Below are 20,432 nucleotides of genomic sequence, written 5' to 3'. Positions count from 1 at the left end.
TCGTCGTGGACGGTGTCGAGAACTCTCGTCGTTCGAGAGTTGCCTTTTCCGCGCGGGACATCGCGCAGGTAGCGGTCTTCGCCGCGCTGATCGCGGCGATGGGACTGCCGGGCGCGATCACGGTCGGATTCAGCGGCGTGCCGATCACGGTGCAGACGCTCGGCGTCATCCTGGCCGGTGCGGTGCTCGGTGCGCGCAAGGGCACGGCCGCGGTGCTGGTGTTCCTCGCGCTGACGTTGATCGGATTGCCGCTGCTCTCGGGTGGGCGCACGGGTCTGACCGCGATGGCCGGGCCGAGCGCCGGATACCTCGTCGGCTGGGCGCCTGCCGCGCTGGTCATCGGCCTGCTCACCGCCCGGATCCTGCCCAAGTACCCGCTGGTGCTCGGCCTGCTGATCAACGCGCTCGGCGGGATCCTGGTCATCTACCTCTTCGGCACGCTCGGGCTGCTGCTGCGCACCGATCTGGACGTCGCGCACGCGGTCAGCACCAACTTCGCGTTCATTCCCGGCGACCTGGCCAAGGTGGTGGTCGCGACGGTGGTCGCCAAGGGCGTGCACCGCGCGTATCCCGGGCTGATTCGTGCGTAGTCCGGAACTCGGTGGATCCGGCGCGCAGCCGGCCATCGAATGGGGCGGCCGCGCTTACAGTTACGGCGAACTCGACCGGGCGATCGACGAGTGGATCGAGCGGGACACCGCGGCCGTGTACGACGCGTCGGCGCTGTCGGTCGCGGATGCGTTGATCTGCGTGTGTGCGGCGGCTCGGCGGGGCGTGCCGGTGCTCGTGGAGAATCCGGCGGCGCGCCCGGCTCGGCCGGAGCTTCCGGAGTCCGCGTTCCTGCTGGTGACGACATCAGGGTCGACCGGACGCCCACGGCCGCTGGCCCGCACCGCCGCCTCCTGGTACGACAGTTTTCCGGCGTTCACCGCCATCACGGGCGTCGCGGCGACGGACCGGGTGCTCATCACCGGGCCCTTGCACGCGACCATGCATCTGTTCGGCGCGCTGCACGCGCTGTGGCTGGGCGCGTGCGTGACCGACGATCCGGCGCGGGCCACGGTCGTGCACGCGGTGCCCGCTGTGCTGCGCGAGGTGGTCGCGCGGGCGCCGAGGCTGCGGACGGCGATCGTCGCGGGCATCGCGCTGGACGACGGTGCGCGGCTGGCGGCCGACGGCCTCTCGATTGTCGAGTACTACGGGTCGGCGGAGGTTTCGCTCGTCGCGGCCCGGCGGGTGCCGGAGCCGCTTCGGCTGCTGGACGAGGTCGATGCCGACGTTCGCGCGGGCTTGCTCTACGTGCGGACCCCCTACCGCGTGCTCGGGGCTCCCGACTGGTTCGGCGTCGGTGATCTGGCCGAACTCGGTCCGGACCGGGAACTCGTCGTGCGCGGGCGGGGCGAATCCGCGATCAATGTCGGCGGCACCACCGTGGTCGCCGAGGATGTCGAGCGCGTGCTCGGGTCGCTCGACGGGGTCGCCGCCGTGGCGGTGGTCGGGTCGCCGCACGCGGTGTTCGGTGAGATCGTCACGGCCGCAGTGCAACTCGACGGAGTCGGGCTCGACGCGGTGCGGGCGCAGGCGCGTGGACTGCTGCTGAAAGAGGCGATGCCACGGCGCTGGGTGCCGCTGCCGGCGCTGCCCCGGACCGCCAGTGGAAAGGTGGCTCGGGGGCAGCTGAAAGACTTGCTGGCATGAACTCGGTTCCCGTGCTGGTAGCGCCGCGTCGAACGCCGATCGGCAATGCCGGGCACGGGTTCGCGGAGTTGACCACCACCGATCTGGCCGCGCCGGTATTGCGCGAGGTGTTGTCGACGTTGCGCGGCGCGGGTATCGAGGCCGAGGTGGACGATGTCGTGCTCGGCAATTGTCTGGGGCCCGGCGGGGATCCGGCCCGGAACGCGGCGTTGGCGGCCGGCTTCGGGGTCGAGGTTCCCGGGGTCACGGTGGATCGGCAGTGCGGGTCCGGGCTGGACGCGGTGATGCAGGCGGCGCTGCGCGTGCGCAGCGGGGGAGACGAGCTGATTCTCGCGGGCGGGGTCGAGTCGGCGAGCACCGCGCCGTGGCGGTTCTGGCCACCGGTCGCGGGCGCCGATCCGGTGCGGTACACCCGCGCTCCCTTTGCGCCGCACGGCTTTCCGGATCCCGACATGGGGGTCGCGGCGGACGATCTGGCGCGCGCCCGTGGGATCAGCCGAGAGCGACAGGACGCCTATGCGGCGCGTTCGCACAATCTTGCCGCGGCGACGGACTTTTCGGCGGAGATCGTGCCGATCGGGGAGGTGTGCCGCGACGAGCGTATCCGGGCGGGGCTGACCGAGGCGCGGCTCGCGCGGCTGCGCCCCAGCTTCGGGGCCGACGGGACGGCGACGGCGGGCAACTCGTGCGGTATCTCCGACGGAGCTGCGGTGGTGGCGGTGACCACCGAGTCGCTGGCCGGTGGGTTGCCCGCGTTGCGGGTGCTCGGGTCGGCGGTCGCCGGTTCCGACCCCGCGTATCCGGGGCTCGGGCCGGTTCCCGCCATCCGGAAGCTGTTGCGGCGCACCGGAGTCGACGCGGCGGAGCTGGGCATCGTGGAGATCACCGAGGCCTTCGCGTCGGTGGTGCTCGCGGTGTCGGACGAGCTCGGGTTGGACGAATCGACGATCTGCCCGCAGGGTGGGGCGATCGCGATGGGGCATCCGTGGGGCGCGTCGGGAGCGATCTTGCTGGTGCGGTTGGCGAGTCAGATGTTGCGCCCGGACGGACCCGCGCTCGGGCTCGCCGCGTGTGCCATCGGCGGTGGGCAGGGTGTGGCGATGCTGGTGGAGCGTGTGTCGTGAGCGAGATCGTCTTCTCGTCGGTGATGCATAGTTTCGGCGATCGAAAGGTATTGCGCGGCATCGACCTTCGGATCACCGAGCGTCGGGTCGGAATCATCGGCGCGAACGGTTCGGGCAAGTCGACGCTCGCGCGGATGATCAACGGGTTGCTGGCGCCGACGTCGGGCACCGTCACGGTCGATGGCCTCGACGCGGCGCGCAAGGGTGGGCAGGTGCGACGCAAGGTCGGCTTCGTGTTCACCGACCCGGACACCCAGATCGTCATGCCGACGGTCGCCGAGGACCTCGCTTTCTCTTTGCGCAGAACGGGTTTGAGCAAGCAGGAGGTCGCGGCGCGGGTCGAGGAGATGTTGATCAGGTTCCGGCTGCACGAGCACGGCGACCATCCCTCGCATCTGCTCTCCGGCGGGCAGAAGCAGCTGCTCGCCATCGGCGCGGTCCTCATCCGCAGGCCCGAGGTGATCATCGCCGACGAGCCGACCACCCTGCTGGATCTGCGCAACGCCCGAGTGGTCGCCGACGCGCTGGACGCGCTGGACCAGCAGGTGATCGTCGTGACCCATCAGCTCGCGCTGCTGGACGGTTTCGACCGGGTCATCGTGATCGATGACGGGCTGGTGGCGTTCGACGGCACGCCCGCCGCCGCCGTCCCCGCCTACCGGGAGCTGGTCGAATGATCGGGCTCTACCGTCCCGGCGACTCGCCGGTGCACCGAATGCCCGCCGGGGCGAAAGTGGTGCTGCTGATCGGGTCGATCGTGGCGGCAACGGTGTTCGTGCGCACCCCGATCGAGGTCGGCGTGGTCGGTGCGGTGGTGGCCGGATTGTTCGCGCTGGCGCGTATTCCGGTCGGAGTGGCGGTGGCGCAACTGCGTCCGCTGGTGTGGATGCTGCTGATCATCGCGGTCTTCCAGGTGCTGATCACCTCGCCCGCGCGAGCCGTCGTGGTGTGCGGCGTGCTGCTGATCTCGGTGGCGCTCGCCGCGCTGGTCACGCTCACCACCCGGGTGACCGACCTGCTCGACACGGTGACGCGCGCGCTCGGTCCGCTGCGCAGGTTCGGCGTCGACCCGGATCGCGTCGGTTTGCTTCTGGCGCTTGCTATCCGGTGTGTTCCCCTGCTGGCCGGAATCGTGCACGATGTCGCGGAGGCGCGCCGGGCGCGCGGCCTGCAATGGTCGATGACCGCGCTCGCGACGCCGGTACTGGTACGTGCGCTGCGTACCGCCGATGCGATGGGCGACGCCCTCGCGGCGAGAGGAGTCGACGATGACTGAGCTGCCTGCCGAACGCATCGCCCGCCGCGTCACCGAATCCCCGGACTCGCCCGCCATCGTCGCCGCCCGTGAACGCATCGGCTATCGCGAATTCTGGTTCCGCGTCGGCCGCACCGCCGCCGGGCTCGGCGGCATGGATCGCGTTGCGGTGCTGCCGACTTCGGACATCGAATCACTGGTCACGGTGACCGCGGCCATGCACGCGGGCAGCAGTATCGTCCTGCTGCACCGGCATCTGCTGCCCGAGCAGCTGGCTCGCGTCCTCGGCCTGGCGAAACCGGGTGCCGTGGTCGCGTCCACCCCACAGCACCGCAGGCTCCGGAAGATGGGCTACGACGGCACGATTCAGACCGCCGCCGAGCTGGAATCCGACGGCCGGGCGAGCCGCGCGGTGCCCGACGCCGAGCTGCTGGTCGGCATCACCTCCGGCACCACGGGCGAGCCGAAACTCTTCGTCCGCGACCAGCGATCGTGGGCCACCACCCTGGACCGCTCCGACGCCACCTTCGATATCGGGCCAGGGGACCTCGTTTCGACGCCGGGAGTGCTCGACCACACCTACTTCCTCTACGGCGCACTGCATGCGCTGACCCGAGGCGCGACGGTCGACCTCCGTCCCGTGGTGGAATCGCTCGAAGCCGGTGCGACACAACTGTATTCGGTGCCGACCATCGCCTGGGACGTGGTCCGGTCCGGGGCCGGCCCGTTCCCCGGCGTTCGCGAGGTCCTGTCCTCCGCGGCGCGCTGGCCGCGGACGGGAAGGCAGGCGCTGCAGGAGGTGCTGCCGAACGCCGACCTGGTGCATTTCTACGGTGCCTCGGAGCTGAGCTTCGTCTCCTTCGACCGCGGACCTGGTGACACCGACGAGAATTCGGCGGGCCAACTGTTCGACGGCGTCGACGTCGACATCCGCGACGGCCTCGTCTTCGTGCGCAGCGACATGCTGTTCGACGGCTATCTCACCGAACGCGGCGTCGTCGACGGCCCGGTCGACGGGTGGATGTCGGTGGGGGACCGGGGCCGAATCCTCGGCGACGAACTGCACCTGTTCGGCCGGAGCAGCGAGATGCTGATCCGCGCGGGCCTGAACGTGGAGCCCGCCGCCATCGAGTCCGCGCTCACCGCCCTGCCCGGCATCACCGAGGCCGCCTGCGTCGCCGTCCCCGACCCGCGAATGGGCGAGGCTCCCGCCGCCGCCATAGTCGTCGACGCCACCGCCCCGCACATAGACGAGATCTGGCGGCACCTGCGCGCCACCCTGCCCAGCCCGAGTGTCCCGGTGCAGGTCCTCCTGCTCGACCGCCTCCCGCGCACGCCGCGCGGAAAGCTCGACCGCACCGCCCTCGCCTCAGCGCTCGAGCGGGATCGAGGAAATCGGCGGGCGTAGTGCCCGATAGGCGAAGTGCTCTTCATGATCGAGCACGAGGACGTCAACGGCGCCGGGCCGCTCGGCCACGATCACGACATCGTCCTGCGCCGGGTACCAGAGATCGTCGAAGCGGTCGGTGAACCGATCGAACCGCACGCGAACCGTGATGGCGTCGGCAGGCCATGCGACCGCGACCCACTCGGATTCGGCGATCGGCAACGCGCGCAGCCACTGTCGAACCGTCTCCGATTCGAGTTCGCTCACGTCCAGGACCGTATCCGCGGCTCTGAGCAGTTGCCGCACGGCAGGCAGCCCGCCGACTCGCGCCACCAATCGGTCGAAGACCGTTCGATCGTCGACCGCGCCGAGCCGCGTCAGGGTTTGCGCCAGCATCGGCGGCATCGCACCCTCCTCCATTCCGACGCGACGGACCGCTCGAGCGTACTCGGGGTAACAGTACAGATTGACGTGAATACAGAAATATCTGTACTGTCCGGGTATGGCCACCGTGGTGCACAGTGACGCGTTGTCGCGGTTCGGGTACGCGCTGTCGGATTCGACGCGGTCGCAGATCCTGCTCGCGTTGCGGAACGCGCCGAGCTATCCGTCCGAACTCGCCGATCGCATCGGTGTGTCCCGGCAGATCCTGTCGAATCACCTTGCCTGCCTGCGCGGCTGCGGGCTGGTCGTGGCGGTGCCGGAGGGGCGGCGGAGCCGGTATGAGCTGGCGGATCCGCGGATCGGGCGGGCGCTGGACGATCTGGTCGGCCTGGTGCTGGCGGTCGATCCGGCCTGCTGTCCGGACTCCGCGCGCGAGGGGTGCTGCTGATGGCCTCGAAGCCGGGCTCGGCGAGCGGGGCGAATTCGGTGCGCCGGCAGGTCCTTTCGCGGCGAATCCGCTGGTTCGTGGCGGCGACGATCACCTATAACGTGATCGAGGCGGCGATCGCGTTGACCGAGGGAGCCCGGGTATCGTCGGCGGCGTTGATCGGCTTCGGGCTCGATTCGGTGATCGAGGTATCGTCCGCGGCGGCGGTGGCTTGGCAGTTCTCCGGCAGGGATCCCGAAGCGCGCGAACGGGTTACGTTGCGGATCATCGCGTTCTCGTTCTTCGCGCTGGCGCTGTATGTCGGTGTGGACGCGAGTCGCGCGCTGCTCGGGCTCGGTGCGGCGCGGCATTCGATCGTCGGGATCGCCTTGGCCGCAGTGAGTTTGGCAGTGATGCCGGTGCTGTCGTTCGCGCAGCGGCGAGCGGGCCGGGAGTTGGGCTCGCTGACCGCGGTCGCGGATTCGAAGCAGACGCTGCTGTGCACCTACCTCTCGGCGGTGCTGCTGGCCGGACTGCTGCTCAACAGCCTGTTCGGCTGGTCATGGGCGGATCCGGTCGCCGCGCTGGTCATCGCGGTGATCGCGATCAAGGAGGGGCGCGACGCGTGGCGCGGTGATACCTGCTGTGCCACGCCGATCGCGGCCGAGCGACCCGAAGCCGCTGGGCACGACTGCGCGTGCTGCTGAGGCGGACCCGCCCCGTGGCGCGCGACACGGGGCGGGCGCTCGAACGATTAAAGCCCTCCGAGGAGGAGATGCAGAACGCTTCCTACAACATCGATCAATCCGGCGAGCAAACCCATTGTTCTCTCCTTAGATCTCGATCTCGTTCTCGAAGAAGGACTTTCCTTTCTTCGCATCGGAGCTTACCGATATCGCTATTTCCACTCGGTTACACATTGTCACGCGGAAGTTTCCGATTAAAAATAACGACCGGTATGTTATCCGTTTCTGAAATATGCTGACGCAGAGGGGATTTGGCCAGCTACGCTAGTGGGTTGGCTTGTTGCTATTTGTTTGCCGATGTGCGCAAAGTGATCTGCACGTCGGCCTATATCCGCCCTGAAATCGCGTCTTGCTGGCTATGTCTGGTGGGATCAAGTTTTGCTGGCGCTATTCGTAATGCAGCCAGTAAATGTTGTTCAAAGTTATAGCGATCATGCATGTCGCACTGTTTGATAGTCGCCTGCCCGATCACCGCTGGACGTCGGCGCGTTCGTGCTGCCGGCACCCCCATACAGCACGCGGTCGAACATTCACGGGCGTGGGCGTCGCGGTATTCGAATCCGACCGGAGGATGATGGGTAATCGTGCCCACAGATCCGAACGCCCCCGATATCAAGCCCCGCAGCCGCGACGTCACCGACGGCCTGGAGAAAACCGCCGCGCGCGGCATGCTGCGCGCGGTCGGCATGGGCGACGACGACTGGGAGAAGCCGCAGATCGGCGTGGCCTCGTCCTGGAACGAGATCACGCCCTGCAACCTCTCGCTCGACCGGCTCGCCCGCGCCTCCAAGGACGGCGTGTTCGCCGCGGGCGGTTACCCGATGCAGTTCGGCACCATCTCGGTGTCCGACGGCATCTCCATGGGCCACGAGGGGATGCACTTCTCCCTGGTCTCGCGCGAGGTGATCGCGGACAGCGTCGAGACGGTCATGCAGGCCGAGCGGCTCGACGGCTCGGTCCTGCTCGCCGGCTGCGACAAGTCGCTGCCGGGCATGCTGATGGCGGCCGCGCGGCTGAACCTGGCCAGCGTGTTCCTCTACGCCGGTTCGATCCTGCCCGGCATCGCGAAGATGTCCGACGGCAGCGAACGCGAGGTGACGATCATCGACGCGTTCGAGGCGGTCGGCGCCTGCTCGCGCGGCCTGATGAGCCGCGCCGACGTAGACGCCATCGAACGCGCCATCTGTCCCGGTGAGGGCGCCTGCGGCGGCATGTACACCGCGAACACCATGGCCAGCGCGGCCGAGGCGATGGGCATGTCCCTGCCCGGCAGCGCGGCCCCGCCGGCGACCGACCGCCGCCGCGACGGTTACGCCCGGCGCAGCGGCGAGGCGGTGGTGGAGCTGCTCCGCCGCGGCATCACCACCTCCGACATCCTGACCAAGGAGGCGTTCGAGAACGCCATCGCCGTCGTGATGGCCTTCGGCGGATCCACCAACGCCGTGCTACACCTGCTCGCCATCGCGCACGAGGCGAACGTCGACCTGGAGTTGGCCGATTTCGCGCGGATCGGCCGCCGGGTGCCGCACCTGGCCGACGTGAAGCCGTTCGGGCGGCACGTGATGACCGACATCGATCGGGTCGGCGGCGTGCCGGTGATGATGAAGGCGCTGCTCGATGCCGGTCTGCTGCACGGGGATTGCCTCACCGTGACCGGCCGGACGGTGGCCGAGAACCTGGCCGAGATCGCGCCGCCGGACCCGGACGGCAAGGTCGTGCGGGTGCTGACCTCGCCGATCCATCCGACCGGTGGCATCACCATACTGCAGGGCACCCTCGCGCCCGGCGGCGCCGTGGTCAAGTCGGCCGGCTTCGACTCGGACGTATTCACCGGCACGGCAAGGGTTTTCGACCGCGAGCGGGCGGCGATGGACGCGCTCGAAGACGGCACCATCGCGGCGGGTGACGTGGTCGTCATCCGCTACGAGGGGCCGAAGGGCGGCCCGGGCATGCGCGAGATGCTCGCGATCACCGCGGCGATCAAGGGCGCCGGGCTGGGCAAGGATGTCCTGCTGCTCACCGACGGGCGCTTCTCCGGCGGCACCACCGGGCTGTGTGTCGGGCACGTCGCGCCGGAGGCGGTGGACGGCGGGCCGATCGCGTTCGTCCGCGACGGGGACCGGATCCGCCTCGATGTCGGCGCGGGCACCCTCGACCTGCTCGTCGACGCCGCGGAACTCGCCCGTCGCGCCGAGGGCTGGGCGCCGTTGCCGCCGCGCTACACCCGTGGCGTGCTGGCCAAGTACTCGAAGCTGGTCGGGTCCGCGTCCAACGGTGCGGTGTGCGGGTAGCGGCGCCCGCCTTCGCCATCGGTGCGGCCGACCTTGTCACGGGCGGCGAATACGAGCAGAGTCGGTGAAATGGATGAGACCACAACCGATTCGACTCCTGTGCGGACGGCGCGCGGCATCGCGGACGCGTATGTCGACGCCCTGGCCGAGCTCGACCCGCTGATCGCGGTCCGGCTCGGACGCGACCTCGACGACGACCGACTGCCCGACCTGTCCCCGGCCGGTATCGAGGCCAAGGCCACGCGGGCCCGCGCCACCCTCGCCGAACTCGAGGCCGCCGAGCCCGCCGGCGGCTATCCGGACGTCACCGACCGGCGCTGCGCCACGCTGCTGCGCGAGCGGCTCACCGCCGAACTGGCCGTGCACGACGCGGGCGAGCATTTCCGGGCGCTCCGCAACATCGCCTCCCCGGTGCACGACCTGCGCGAACTGTTCACGCTGTTGCCGACCGATACCGAGGCGCAGTGGCGGGCCATCGGCCGCCGGCTCCACCGGGTGCCTGCCGCGCTGGCCCAGTACCGATCGACGCTCACCGAGGGCATCGATCGTGGTCTGCTGGCAGGCCCTCGGCAAGTCAGCGCGGTGACCCGGCAGTTCGAGGAATGGATCGCGGGGGACGCGCCGGGCGGCTGGTTCGGCGAATTCGTCGCCCCCGCGCCGGAATCGCTACGCGCCGAACTGGGTTCGGCCGCCGTCAGCGCCAACGCCGCGGTGGCGGAATTGCACGACTGGTTGTGCGACAGCTACGGCCCCAAGGCGATCGACGCGCCGGACACGGTCGGGCGAGAGCGTTATCGGCGTTGGGTGCGGTATTGGAGCGGCGCCGATCTCGATCTCGACGAGGCCTACGCCTGGGCGTGGGAACAGCTGCGCGAGGTCGACACGCAGATGCGCGCCGAGGCGGAGAAGGTGCTGCCGGGTTCGACCCCGATCCAGGCCATGGAGTGGCTGGAGCAGCAGGGGCCCGCGCTCGACAACCCGGAGAGCGCCCGCCGCTACCTGCAGGATCTGATGGACCGAGCCATCACCGATCTGCAAGGCACGCACTTCGATCTCGCCGAGCCGCTGCTGAGGATCGAGTCGATGATCGCGCCGCCGGGTAGCGCCGCCGCGCCCTACTACAGCGAGCCGTCACTGGACTTCAGCCGGCCGGGCCGCACCTGGCTGCCGGTGCTCGACCCCGCCCGAATTCCGGTGTGGAGTCTGGTCACCACCTGGTATCACGAGGGCGTCCCCGGGCATCATCTGCAAATCGGGCAGTGGGTTCACCTGGCCGATCAGCTGTCCGTCTACCAGGTCAGCCTCGGGGACGTGAGCGCCAACGTGGAGGGCTGGGCGCTGTACGCCGAGCGCCTGATGGACGAGCTCGGCTATCTCACCGATCCCGGCCACCGCCTCGGCTACCTCAACGCGCAGATGCTGCGGGTGCTCCGGGTGATCCTCGACATCGGCCTGCACGTCGGACTCGACTATCCGGCCGACTCGCCGTACCGCCCCGGCGAGCGGCTGGAACCGGACAACGCCAGGGAGTTCTTCGCGCTGTACTGCGGGCTGCCGCCCGAACACCTGGACAGCGAGCTGGTCCGCTATCTCGGCTGGCCCGGTCAGGCGATCGGGTACAAGCTCGGCGAGCGTGCCTGGCTGAGGGGCCGGGCGGCCGCGCAGGCCGCGCACGGCGAGGACTTCGATCTGAAGGCGTGGCACATGGCCGCCCTGTCGCAGGGCTCGCTCGGCCTCGACGATCTCGTCGCGGAACTGTCCGCGCTCTGAGCGTTCGCGAATGACGGGCGCCTGCGCTCAGGCTTCCTCGCGGCGGATGGGGGTGACCGGGGCCAGGTTCGGCTGGTCCGCGCCGCGGAGCAGGGTATGCAGTTCGGTGACGAGGTGGCCGGCGATGTCGTCGATGTCGGGGACCAGTTCGCGGCAGCCGAGCAGGCCGAAGTGCAGGCGCCCGCCCGAGCTGCTGACCGTGATGTTGAGGCCCTGGCCGTCCATGACGACCGAAAGTGGGTAATTGGCAACCATTTTCGCGCCGGCCAGGTACACGTCGACGTTGGGGCCCGGGACGTTGGAGATGACGAGATTGAAGGGCGGTATCCGGTGCGGCAGGCCCATGGCGAAGGCGACCCTGGCCGCGCGGGCGACCAGCGCCGGCGGCGCGAAGTCGGTGACGTTCTCGATGAGGCCCGGCGGGATCGCGGCCTGCTGGGCCTTGGCGATCTTCGTCGCCCGGTGCACGGCGGTGAGGCGGGCGATCGGATCGTCGAGATGGGTGGGTAAGGAGGCGAGCATCGCCGAGACCCGGTTGCCGAGAGCCGATTTGCTGCTCTCGTCGCGCACGGAGACCGGGATCATCGAGACCAGCGGCACGGCGGGCAGCGCGTCGTGATCGATCAGCCATCGCCGCAGCGCCCCGGCGGACATGGCCATCACGACATCGTTGACCGACATGCCGAACGCGTTCTTGACCGTCTTCACCTCGCCGAGATCGACACTGCGGAAGGCGAACCGGCGGTGCGGGGTGATCTCCCGGTTGAACGGCGTCTTCGGCGCGAGCCCGACCGCGCTGGCGATCACCGCACCGTCGTCGTGCTCGCGGCCGAGAATCGCACCGAGATAGGGTGATACGTAGCTGCCGACCAGCGGCAACGAGCGACCGAGCGCCCCGGCGATCCGCGCGGCCTGTACGGGACTGCTGGCCAACGAGACCGCGGCCCTGGCCAGCATCGCTCGTTTGCTCGGCTTCGGCTCCGGCGCGAAAGGTGTTGTGGGAAGGACCCTTCGGCCCTCCCGGGTGAGATCGAGCAGGATCGTCATCAGCTCCGCGCCGGAAACCCCGTCGATCGCCGCGTGATGCATCTTCGTGTACACCGCGAGCCGCCCCTCGGCGAGCCCGGAGATGAGATACGCCTCCCACAGCGGCCTGCGCCGATCGAGCGGGCGCGCGTGCAACCGGCTGACCTGTTCGGTCAGCTGCGCGTCCGAACCCGGTGTGGGCAGCGAGATCTCCCGCACGTGGTATTCGATGTCGAAGTTCTCGTCATCGATCCAATACGGCTGATCGAGGCCGAGCGGGACATACGTCAGTCGTTGATGTAGCAGCGGTATCAGCGGCACGCGCTCGCTGAGCAGACCGGTCAGCGCGGCCAGGTCGAGGACGGTGGGCGATTCGCTCGGGTCGACCACGCACAGCCCGCCGACGTGCCCGGTGGAGTTGTGCGTCTCGAGCGACAAGAACGCGGCGTCGAGGCCGGAGAGCTGCTTCATCGTTGATCCTCTGTTGCTGCTGAGGATCTGAGCATGGCACCTCCGGTCCGCGCAGTCTCCGAAACGAACTCCTTGGTCGGGCCGACTGCGCGAACCGGCGTCGGCTAGTGCGCTATCCGGTCGTCGAGCGGCACGGATTCGGCCGCCGCGCGCTGCGGACGGGTCGGGGCGAACCAGGTCAGATAGAACATCGTCGCCAGCGCGGCCAGCAATCCGAGCAGGCCGACGCCGGACACGAGCGGGTGGTCGGCCATCGTCTGCGCGAGGTAGCGAACCGACAGCAGCGTGGTCGCGAAGGTGACGACGCCGAGGGCGACCACGCGGATGCGGTAGTGATCCCAGCCCCGATCCGGCTCGCGCAGCGCGGATTCCACGGTCAGGCACAGCGCGGCACCCGCGACCAGGTCGACGCCGTAGTGCGCGCCGAGGCCGAGCGTCGCGATCAGCGTGCAGACCAACCAGAACGCGCCACCCACCCGCAGCCACAGCGGCCCGCGGCGGGAGTGGATGAACAGCGACAACGCCCACGCGGTGTGCAGCGACGGCATGCAGTTGCGCGGGGTGATGCCGTCGAACGGCATCGGGTCGAGGGAGAACGGCAGCGGCGGAACGATATTCGGCCAGACATCGGCGATCTCCAGCCCGTGCCCCTGCGGCCCGAAGGCGAGCACCGGCCCGACGACCGGGAAGACGACGTACCAGAGCGGGCCGATCAAGCCCAGTGCCAAGAACGTGCGCACCAGGTGATGCCGCGGCCACGGACCGGTGGTCACCCCGCGCAACTGCCAGACGGCCACCACGATGGCCGCGACCGGCAGCTCGAAATACACCCAGCGCACCACGCCCAGCGGCACCGGCCCGGCGACGTCCAGGACGTGCCCGACGAACCAGGACGGATTGCCGAGCGCGTGATCGGCCAGCTGCGCGTACGGATCGAGAACCGTCGGGCAGGCCCACGCGGTGATGTCGAGCCAGATCTCGCCGATCTTCGTCGCGAGAATCAGCAACGCACCGAAGGTGATGGCGCGCAGCGCGGTTCGCCTGCGCTCGCCGGACCAGCGCCACGCCGCGATCACCGCGAGCGCGGTGAGCACGATGGTCGGGCCGTTGCCGACGGTGAACAGCCTGCCCTCGACCGCCCGGATCACCACGAACACCACATCGATGGCGATGGCCGCGGCGAGCGCGGTGATCCGGACGCGCGTGGTCAGGCCGACGAGCGCGAGCAGGAAACCGGCCCACGAGGTGGTCGCGGACTTGGGCCTGCCGACGTAATCGCGGGCCAGGCTGGTCAGCGGCCCGAGCGCGTGAATGTGCGCGGCGATGAGTTCGCCGACGACGAGCACCAGCACCGCGGCGGCAATGCCCGCCAAGATGGCTGGCGGGACGCGACGTTCCTGGAGCCGCTCAGCACCCGTTGGTTCGGCGGGTGGCGGCGGACTTCCCGGTGCGTCGTGAATAAGCATTCGGTCATCGTAAACACGATGTGAACACGACCACGCGGCCCGGTGAACTCGCGCCGCTCTGCCGCACGCGCGAACCCCTCGGCCTCATAGCATCAGGACCAGCGCGGAGATGATGCCGAGCGTCGCTGTCGCGGTGGCGCCGACCGAGTTGATGATCACTACCGCGGCGGTGGCGAACACGTGCGGCAGAGACTCGAGCCGAGCTGTCGTTCTCGCGGTCATGGCCCCGGTGCTACCCGGCGACAGCGGGCTCAAACGAGACAACCGCGAGGCATGCCGTGGCTTGCCCCGCGGTCGCCGGATTTGTCAGGCTTTGTCCTGCGCGGCGGAACGGGCGGGGTTGCCCTGCTTCTCCGCCTTGGGGTCGCGCTCGTTCTGCTTGGCCCGCACGCCCGCCTCGACGCGGTCGCCGAGACCCTTGTCGACGTTGCGCCAGTACTCGAATGCCCGGCTCAGGACCGGCGGCGTCACACCGTTGAGCAGATGCCCGACGATGTTGTCGACCAACCGATCTCGCGCCGCGTCGTCGAGCACGTCGCGGACCATCGTCCCGGCCTGCCCCCAGTCGTCGTCCTCGGCCCGCAATGTGTAAGCGGTGCGGACCATTTCGCCGTCGGTGTGCCACCCCACCGGCGGCCCGGACACGGACGGATCCGCGTGCGGCCCGCCCTTCGAATTGGGCACGTACACCGGGTCGCCCGGATTGCGGTGGCGCATCGCGCCGTCCTTGGAATAGGACCGCACAGTCGTCGCGTGCGCCGAATTGACCGGCAGCTCTTTGTAATTGACCCCGATCCGGTAGCGGTGCGCGTCCGGGTAGGAGAACCAGCGGCCGAGCAGCATCTTGTCCGGGCTCGGCCCGGTGCCCGGCACCGCGCTGCTCGGTTCGAACGCGGCCTGCTCGATCTCGGTGTGGTAGTCGGCGGGGTTGCGATTCAAGGTCATCTTGCCGACCTCGATCAGCGGATAGTCGCCGTGCGGCCAGACCTTGGTGAGGTCGAAGGGGTTGTAGCGGTAGGTCTTCGCGTCGTCGAACGGCATGATCTGCATGTGCAGCGTCCAGCTCGGGAAGTTGCCGCCGTCGATCGCCTCCCACAGGTCGCGGGTGTGGTAGTCGGTGTCCATCGAGGCCATCTGGTCACCCTCGTCCTGGGTGAAGAACTCGATGCCCTGATCGGTCTTGAAGTGGTACTTGACCCAGAACCGCTCGCCCGCGGCGTTGTACCAGAGGTAGGTGTGGCTGGAATAGCCGTTCATGTGCCGCCAGGTGCGCGGGATGCCGCGATCGCCCATCAGCCAGGTCACCTGGTGCGCGGATTCCGGGGACAGCGTCCAGAAATCCCACTGCATGTCGTGATCGCGCAGGTTGTTGTCGGCACGGCGCTTCTGCGAGCGGATGAAGTCCTGGAACTTCATCGGATCGCGGACGAAGAACACCGGGGTGTTGTTGCCGACCATGTCGAAGTTGCCCTGCTCGGTATAGAACTTCAGGGCGAAGCCGCGCGGATCGCGCCAGGTGTCCGGGCTGCCGCGCTCGCCGGCCACGGTGGAGAAGCGGGCGAGCACCTCCGTCCGCTTACCCGGTTGGAAGACATCGGCCCTGGTGTAGGCGCTGACATCGTGGGTGACCTCGAAGGTGCCGAACGCGCCGCCACCCTTGGCGTGCGGCTGCCGCTCGGGCACCCGCTCGCGGTTGAACGCCGCCATCTTCTCGATCAGATACGCGTCATTGAGCAGAATCGGGCCGTCGGGGCCGACCGTCAGCGAATGTTCGTCACTCGGCACCGGGATTCCGGCGTCATCGGTGGTGTAGTTCGAATCAGACATGTCTCTCCGTCCGTCTCGGTTATCCGGTGGACTTTCCAGGTGCCTGAAGCTCAAACGTATCGCGAAGCGCCGCCTCCGTGGCCGAAACGGCCGATGGCCTGCTCGATCACCGGGCCGATGTGATCCGCGTATGACTATCCTGACCTGGTTCAAGGCTTGATGATCAAGGTGGGTACTTATGCGGAGTAGGGACATTGAGCTGGCGGCTCGATGGTGGCAGTGGGCCATGGCGATTCCCACCGCCAGGAATCCGGTCAGCGATGAAACCGGCGAGTTCGCGGCCGTCGGGCAGCCCGCGGACGTCTGGTTCCTGGCCGGGACGTTCGGCGGCAAGGTCACCAGGAAGTGTTCCGTCCCGCACGGGCGGCCGATCTTCTTCCCGGCCTTCAATATCCTCCAGCGCGCCTCGCTGTTCGGCAGGCGCGTGCCGGAGGTGCCCACGGCGAAGGGGCACGCGGAACTGAACGGTGTCACCCTGCCGCTGCGCGAGGTCGCCAACCGCAGTCCGTTCCTCATCGACGCGGATCCGGACGGTCCGTTCGGACCGCCCGGGCGTTATCGGGCGAACGCCTGGGGCCTGTGGTGCGGCCTGGACGACCTCAGCCGCGGCGACTACATCCTCACCCTCGGCGGCGAGTACGAGCCCGGCGGATTCTGGACCGAGGTCACCTACGATCTCGAGGTCGTGTGAGGCAGTCGCCGGACCAGCGGCCGAGTCTTACCTGATCACACCCGGCGCACGGAGACGCCCGCCGCTTCGAGCGCGGCCGTGTCGCCGGGTGCGGCCGACGCGTCGGTGACGATCGCGTGCAGGGCGGCGGCCGGAGCGACGAAAGCTAGTGCGGTGTGGGAGAGTTTCGCGGCTTCGGTGACGGCGATGACGCGGCGGGACGCCGCGATCGCGGCGCGTTTGATCGCGGCGTCGTCGAGGTCGTAGGCGGTGAGTCCGTCGGTGGCGGTGAGTCCGCAGCAGCCCAGGATCGCGGTGTCGAAACGGAGCGCGGCCAGCGAGGCGAGGGTGAGCGGTCCGGTCAGCGCGAGTTCGCCGGGGCGGGGTGTGCCGCCGGGGACGAGCAGGGTCAGCCGCGGGGCGCCGGTGAGCGCGTTCACCGCGTGCAGCGACAGGGGGAGCACGGTCAGGCGCCGCTGTTCGAGGACCCGGGCCACCTCGAGACAGGTGGTTCCGCTGTCGAGGACGACCGATTCGCCGTCGGCGATCAGGGCGGCGACCTCGATGGCGAGGCGGCGCTTGATCTCCAGTCCCTCGCCGGCGCGTACGGCGAAGGGGGGTTCGTCGCCGCGCAGCAGGAGGGTCCGGGCGCCGCCGCGATAACGCTCGAGGACGCCCTGTCCGGCCAGGGTCTCGAGGTCGCGGCGGATGGTCATCTCCGAGGCACCGGTGCGCTCGGCCAGTTCCGCCACGCCGATCTCGCCTGCGTCGCGGACGGCCTCGGTGATCTGCTTCAGTCGGTCTACACTCGCCACCTTCGCAATCAAACATCCTTCGTGTTCGAAAGTCAATGTTTCGAACGCTGATTCTGTTCGGTATGTTCGTAACATGCAGGGATCATTGCGGGCCGCTCGGCTGGCCACGTTCGCCTTTTTCGCGTTGAACGGCTTTCTGATCGGGATGTGGGTGGTCCACATTCCCGTGGTCGAGCGGCGGGCCGGGATCGGTCATCCGGCGCTCGGGTGGTTACTGCTGCTGCTCGGTGCGGGTGCGTTCGTCGGCATGCGCTTGGTGGGCCCGCTCGCGGATCGGTTCGGTGCGCGCCTCGTCGTGCCGGTCAGCGCGGCGTTGTGTTCGGCCGCGGTGGTTCTGCCCGGCCTGTCCGCGAACATCTGGACATTGGGCGGCTCGCTGCTCGTGCTCGGGTTCGGCAACGGGTGCCTGGACGTTGCGATGAATGCCCATGCGGTGCAGGTCGAGCACGGTTATCGGCGGCCGGTCATGTCCGCGTTCCATGCCACGTATTCGCTGGGCGGCGTACTCGCCGCGTTGGCCGGCGCGCGCACGCTCAGCTGGGGTTGGGGTCCGGCGGCCGCGCTCGGTGCGGCGGCGCTGCTCGGTCTCGGCTGTGCGGTGATTGCCGCGCCTGCGTTGCTGCGTCCCGAAAGCCCGCTTCGCGCTGCGGGTTTCGATACCTCGACCGCGCGGGCGACGCCGCGGCGAATCTGGTTGCTCGCCGGTCTCGCGCTGCTGCTGATGTTGTGTGAGGGCGTGGCGAACGACTGGAGCGCCCTGCATCTGCGGGATGTGCTGGAGGCTCCGGCCGCCACCGCGGCCCTGGCGTACGGCGCGTTCGCCACCGCGATGACCGTGGGCAGGCTGCTCGCCGACCGCGTCGCCACTCGCTTGGGGCCGGTGGCGATCCTTCGCTACGGCGCGGGGGTGGCCGCGCTGGGCCTGATGACGGCCGCGCTGTCGCCGTGGATTCCGTTGGCGCTGTTCGGCTGGACGGTGTTCGGCGCGGGGTTGTCCGGGTGTGTTCCACAATTGTTCAGTGCCGCAGGTCATGCGGATCGAAATGCCGCGGGGGCCAACGTCGCTCGGGTTGCCGGGCTCGGCTACCTCGGCGTGCTCGCCGGGCCCGCCATCATCGGTCCGCTGACCCACCTCGCGCCGCTCGACATCGTCCTGCTGTTGCCGGTCGCCTTGTGCGTCGTTGCCGCCGGTGCGGCCGCGGTGCTCCGCCCCGAACCGGCAACGACAGTCGGCGCTGTCGCCACGGGACGGTGAAGGGCCGATCGCCATGGGCGACAACGACACCGGCCTCGTCGGCGAGGCGTGGCACCTCGCCGTTCTCCGGCGAGCGTGACCGTGTCAGGCGGCCAGCAGCGCACGGGCATTCCGCACCTCCGGTATCCCGATTGCCTTGGCCGCCAGAAGGAATGCCGTGACTCCGATCAATGTCCCGGCGGCGAGCGTCGCGAGGTGCTCGATGCGCGGATCCGGCACGGTGTGGCGGGTGACGACCATGATCGCCAGGCAGGCCCATCCCGCGGTGGCGCTCGCCCAGATGACCCGCGTGAACGTCACCGCGACGGCGGAGAATCCGAGCAGACCGTAGCGCCGTCGCAGCAGCGCGTGCCCCATGACCGCGCCGACCACATAGGACAGCGAGCCCGCGACGCTGAGCATCACCACGACGGCGTGATCGGGAAAGACGTTGACGGCGAACACGACTACCGCGACCTTCGTGGCCACCATGGCGACGTTGATGATCGTCGGCGTGCGCGTGTCGTTGTTCGCGTAGCAGACTCGCATCTGCAACATCACCAGCGCGAACGGGGCCAGGCCGAAGGCCGAGGACGCGATGGCGGTGCCGATCAATCCGGCGGCCTGCGCATCGACGCGACCGGTGAACACCACGGCGGCCAGTACCGGCCCGAGCAGGCCCATGGCCATGGTCATCGGAACCAGCGCGACGGTCAGATACCGCGCGCCGCGGCCGAGATCGGCGATCACCGCGTACTGATCACCCGCCGCGGCCGACCGCGAGATGCGCGGCATCAGCACGGTCAGCAGCGAGGCCGCGAGGATGCCGTACGGCACCTGGAACAGCAGGTCGGCATAGGTGTAGATGGATACCCCGTTGTGGGCGAACGCGACCCGCATCGTCACCGCGACGCCCACCTGGCTGATCGCCGCATAGGTCAGGATCCAGCCGAGCACCGGCATACCCGCGCGCACCGGACGCCAGGTGTACGGCACCGGCCGAACCCGCCAGTTCCATCGGAAGCCGCTGCGGCGCAACGCGAGTATGACCCATACGGCCTGACCGGCGATGCCCGCCGTGGTGCCGATCCCGATCGTGAGCACCTGCGCGGCGGTCATCGAGGCGGGCGTCAGCGTGACCGGGCCGGGCAGCAGCGCGAAGATCCCGCACGTCGCCAGTACGATCGCGTTGTTGACCACCGGCGCCCAGGCCGCCGCGGCGAAGCTGTCGCGAACGTTGAGCACGGCCGTCAGCAAGACGGTCACGCCATAGCAGAAGATCTCCGGCAACAGCAGGTACGCGAACAGGGTGGTCAGCTGCCGTTGATCGGAACCACCCACGAAAACCCGCACGATCAGCGGCGCGCACAGCACGGTGACCACCGTGACCACGCCGAGTCCGAGCACCGCCGCCACCAGCACCCGCTGGGTGAACTCGCGGGAGTGCTTGCGCCCGTGCCGCCGTGCGCGCGTCAGCAGCGGGACCACGGCGCTGGCGAACACGCTGCCGAGCAGCAGTTCGTAGACCATGTTCGGCAGGCTGTTCGCCCCGGTGTAGGCGTCACCGACCGCGGCGGTCCCGAGCAGCGCCGCGAGCACGATGGTCCGGGTGAACCCGGTCAGCCGGCTCACGACACCGGCCAGCGCGACATGACCACCGGCCCGAGCCAGCGCTCCGCGTGTGGACCGCGGTTGAATTCCCTTCAACGAGAGCGCTTCCGGACTCCTCGTCCCCAGCGGCAACGGCTGCGTCGGTAAATTGCCGTAGTCGGTCATAGTCCTCACTCGCGTTTGCGGGTGGCGGCTCGGGTGCCGGCCCCCTGGACAGCTTCCGCCATGAT

At 69.1% G+C, this 20,432-nt stretch carries 19 protein-coding genes; 12 read left to right on the top strand and 7 right to left on the bottom strand.

The window, feature by feature from the left end:
* Positions 1–5: 5 nt before the first annotated feature.
* From ACFQ9K_RS10270 to ACFQ9K_RS10245, 6 genes are read left to right on the top strand one after another with little or no spacing between them, the layout of a single operon-like run.
* Entirely contained in the window at positions 6–590 is a 585-nt protein-coding gene (locus ACFQ9K_RS10270) for a biotin transporter BioY (RefSeq protein ID WP_364734863.1), read from the top strand.
* Positions 583–1,698, top strand: a complete 1,116-nt coding sequence (locus tag ACFQ9K_RS10265) for a class I adenylate-forming enzyme family protein (RefSeq protein ID WP_378717702.1) — start codon at positions 583–585, stop codon at positions 1,696–1,698. Before ACFQ9K_RS10270 ends, ACFQ9K_RS10265 begins: the two co-directional genes overlap by 8 nt.
* A complete protein-coding gene (locus ACFQ9K_RS10260) occupies positions 1,695–2,822 on the top strand; it encodes a thiolase family protein (protein ID WP_378717701.1) in 1,128 nt (375 codons plus the stop codon). The genes ACFQ9K_RS10265 and ACFQ9K_RS10260 overlap by 4 nt, the downstream gene beginning before the upstream one ends.
* Positions 2,819–3,499 (top strand): energy-coupling factor ABC transporter ATP-binding protein, encoded by a 681-nt coding sequence (locus ACFQ9K_RS10255; RefSeq protein ID WP_378717700.1) that lies wholly within the window; start codon positions 2,819–2,821, stop codon positions 3,497–3,499. Before ACFQ9K_RS10260 ends, ACFQ9K_RS10255 begins: the two co-directional genes overlap by 4 nt.
* A complete protein-coding gene (locus ACFQ9K_RS10250) occupies positions 3,496–4,098 on the top strand; it encodes an energy-coupling factor transporter transmembrane component T family protein (RefSeq protein ID WP_378717699.1) in 603 nt (200 codons plus the stop codon). Before ACFQ9K_RS10255 ends, ACFQ9K_RS10250 begins: the two co-directional genes overlap by 4 nt.
* Entirely contained in the window at positions 4,091–5,485 is a 1,395-nt protein-coding gene (locus tag ACFQ9K_RS10245; RefSeq protein ID WP_378717697.1) for an AMP-binding protein, read from the top strand. Before ACFQ9K_RS10250 ends, ACFQ9K_RS10245 begins: the two co-directional genes overlap by 8 nt.
* Here the strand turns inward: ACFQ9K_RS10245 and ACFQ9K_RS10240 are convergent.
* Positions 5,447–5,869, bottom strand: coding sequence for a hypothetical protein (locus ACFQ9K_RS10240; protein ID WP_378717696.1), 423 nt, complete (start codon positions 5,867–5,869; stop codon positions 5,447–5,449). The genes ACFQ9K_RS10245 and ACFQ9K_RS10240 overlap by 39 nt on opposite strands.
* 97 nt (positions 5,870–5,966) lie before the next feature.
* On the opposite strand from ACFQ9K_RS10240, the gene ACFQ9K_RS10235 reads away from it, so the two are divergent.
* The 4 genes from ACFQ9K_RS10235 (at position 5,967) to ACFQ9K_RS10220 (ending at position 11,082) form a co-directional block, all read left to right on the top strand.
* A complete protein-coding gene (locus tag ACFQ9K_RS10235) occupies positions 5,967–6,296 on the top strand; it encodes an ArsR/SmtB family transcription factor (RefSeq protein WP_378717695.1) in 330 nt (109 codons plus the stop codon).
* Positions 6,296–6,982, top strand: coding sequence for a cation transporter (locus ACFQ9K_RS10230; protein WP_378717693.1), 687 nt, complete (start codon positions 6,296–6,298; stop codon positions 6,980–6,982). The genes ACFQ9K_RS10235 and ACFQ9K_RS10230 overlap by 1 nt, the downstream gene beginning before the upstream one ends.
* Before the next feature lie 623 nt (positions 6,983–7,605).
* Entirely contained in the window at positions 7,606–9,312 is a 1,707-nt protein-coding gene (gene ilvD / locus ACFQ9K_RS10225; RefSeq protein ID WP_378717691.1) for a dihydroxy-acid dehydratase, read from the top strand.
* Between the two features lie 69 nt (positions 9,313–9,381).
* Positions 9,382–11,082: a DUF885 domain-containing protein gene (locus ACFQ9K_RS10220; RefSeq protein WP_378717690.1), complete on the top strand. Its 1,701-nt coding sequence runs from the start codon at positions 9,382–9,384 to the stop codon at positions 11,080–11,082.
* Between the two features lie 27 nt (positions 11,083–11,109).
* Here ACFQ9K_RS10220 and ACFQ9K_RS10215 read toward each other — a convergent pair whose 3' ends face one another.
* The 4 genes from ACFQ9K_RS10215 to ACFQ9K_RS10200 all read right to left on the bottom strand — a co-directional run bounded on the left by ACFQ9K_RS10215 (position 11,110) and on the right by ACFQ9K_RS10200 (position 15,872).
* Positions 11,110–12,579, bottom strand: coding sequence for a wax ester/triacylglycerol synthase family O-acyltransferase (locus tag ACFQ9K_RS10215; RefSeq protein ID WP_378717688.1), 1,470 nt, complete (start codon positions 12,577–12,579; stop codon positions 11,110–11,112).
* Positions 12,580–12,683: 104 nt separating this feature from the next.
* Positions 12,684–14,045 carry a DUF5933 domain-containing protein gene (locus ACFQ9K_RS10210; RefSeq protein WP_378717686.1) on the bottom strand — a complete coding sequence of 454 codons (1,362 nt, stop codon included), beginning with the start codon at positions 14,043–14,045 and terminating at the stop codon, positions 12,684–12,686.
* 84 nt (positions 14,046–14,129) lie between these two features.
* Entirely contained in the window at positions 14,130–14,267 is a 138-nt protein-coding gene (locus tag ACFQ9K_RS10205; protein ID WP_378717684.1) for a hypothetical protein, read from the bottom strand.
* A gap of 84 nt (positions 14,268–14,351) precedes the next feature.
* A complete protein-coding gene (locus ACFQ9K_RS10200; protein WP_378717683.1) occupies positions 14,352–15,872 on the bottom strand; it encodes a catalase in 1,521 nt (506 codons plus the stop codon).
* Between the two features lie 226 nt (positions 15,873–16,098).
* On the opposite strand from ACFQ9K_RS10200, the gene ACFQ9K_RS10195 reads away from it, so the two are divergent.
* Positions 16,099–16,563, top strand: coding sequence for a hypothetical protein (locus ACFQ9K_RS10195; RefSeq protein ID WP_378717681.1), 465 nt, complete (start codon positions 16,099–16,101; stop codon positions 16,561–16,563).
* 35 nt (positions 16,564–16,598) lie between these two features.
* On the opposite strand, the gene ACFQ9K_RS10190 is transcribed toward ACFQ9K_RS10195, so the two are convergent.
* Complete coding sequence (locus ACFQ9K_RS10190; RefSeq protein WP_378717679.1) at positions 16,599–17,357, bottom strand: DeoR/GlpR family DNA-binding transcription regulator; 759 nt, start codon at positions 17,355–17,357, stop codon at positions 16,599–16,601.
* Positions 17,358–17,430: 73 nt separating this feature from the next.
* On the opposite strand from ACFQ9K_RS10190, the gene ACFQ9K_RS10185 reads away from it, so the two are divergent.
* On the top strand, positions 17,431–18,612 hold the full coding sequence (locus ACFQ9K_RS10185) for an MFS transporter (protein WP_378717678.1): 1,182 nt from the start codon (positions 17,431–17,433) through the stop codon (positions 18,610–18,612).
* 84 nt (positions 18,613–18,696) lie between these two features.
* Here ACFQ9K_RS10185 and murJ read toward each other — a convergent pair whose 3' ends face one another.
* A complete protein-coding gene (gene murJ / locus ACFQ9K_RS10180; protein ID WP_378717713.1) occupies positions 18,697–20,298 on the bottom strand; it encodes a murein biosynthesis integral membrane protein MurJ in 1,602 nt (533 codons plus the stop codon).
* Between the last annotated feature and the right edge of the window lie 134 nt (positions 20,299–20,432).

The sequence above is a fragment of the Nocardia sp. NPDC056564 genome, from assembly GCF_042793755.1.
GTDB lineage: Bacteria > Actinomycetota > Actinomycetes > Mycobacteriales > Mycobacteriaceae > Nocardia.
This window is presented reverse-complemented; position numbering and strand designations above follow the sequence as displayed.

What these genes read in the sequence shown, in the direction of transcription:
- ACFQ9K_RS10260 (WP_378717701.1), top strand. Translation starts at nt 1,695, where the DNA reads ATGAACTCGGTTCCCGTGCTGGTAGCGCCGCGTCGAACGCCGATCGGC.
- ACFQ9K_RS10250 (WP_378717699.1), top strand. Translation starts at nt 3,496, where the DNA reads ATGATCGGGCTCTACCGTCCCGGCGACTCGCCGGTGCACCGAATGCCC.
- ACFQ9K_RS10245 (WP_378717697.1), top strand. Translation starts at nt 4,091, where the DNA reads ATGACTGAGCTGCCTGCCGAACGCATCGCCCGCCGCGTCACCGAATCC.
- ACFQ9K_RS10240 (WP_378717696.1), bottom strand. Translation starts at nt 5,869, where the DNA reads ATGCCGCCGATGCTGGCGCAAACCCTGACGCGGCTCGGCGCGGTCGAC.
- ACFQ9K_RS10235 (WP_378717695.1), top strand. Translation starts at nt 5,967, where the DNA reads ATGGCCACCGTGGTGCACAGTGACGCGTTGTCGCGGTTCGGGTACGCG.
- ACFQ9K_RS10230 (WP_378717693.1), top strand. Translation starts at nt 6,296, where the DNA reads ATGGCCTCGAAGCCGGGCTCGGCGAGCGGGGCGAATTCGGTGCGCCGG.
- ACFQ9K_RS10220 (WP_378717690.1), top strand. Translation starts at nt 9,382, where the DNA reads ATGGATGAGACCACAACCGATTCGACTCCTGTGCGGACGGCGCGCGGC.
- ACFQ9K_RS10215 (WP_378717688.1), bottom strand. Translation starts at nt 12,579, where the DNA reads ATGAAGCAGCTCTCCGGCCTCGACGCCGCGTTCTTGTCGCTCGAGACG.
- ACFQ9K_RS10210 (WP_378717686.1), bottom strand. Translation starts at nt 14,045, where the DNA reads ATGCTTATTCACGACGCACCGGGAAGTCCGCCGCCACCCGCCGAACCA.
- ACFQ9K_RS10205 (WP_378717684.1), bottom strand. Translation starts at nt 14,267, where the DNA reads ATGACCGCGAGAACGACAGCTCGGCTCGAGTCTCTGCCGCACGTGTTC.
- ACFQ9K_RS10200 (WP_378717683.1), bottom strand. Translation starts at nt 15,872, where the DNA reads ATGTCTGATTCGAACTACACCACCGATGACGCCGGAATCCCGGTGCCG.
- ACFQ9K_RS10195 (WP_378717681.1), top strand. Translation starts at nt 16,099, where the DNA reads ATGGCGATTCCCACCGCCAGGAATCCGGTCAGCGATGAAACCGGCGAG.
- ACFQ9K_RS10185 (WP_378717678.1), top strand. Translation starts at nt 17,431, where the DNA reads ATGCAGGGATCATTGCGGGCCGCTCGGCTGGCCACGTTCGCCTTTTTC.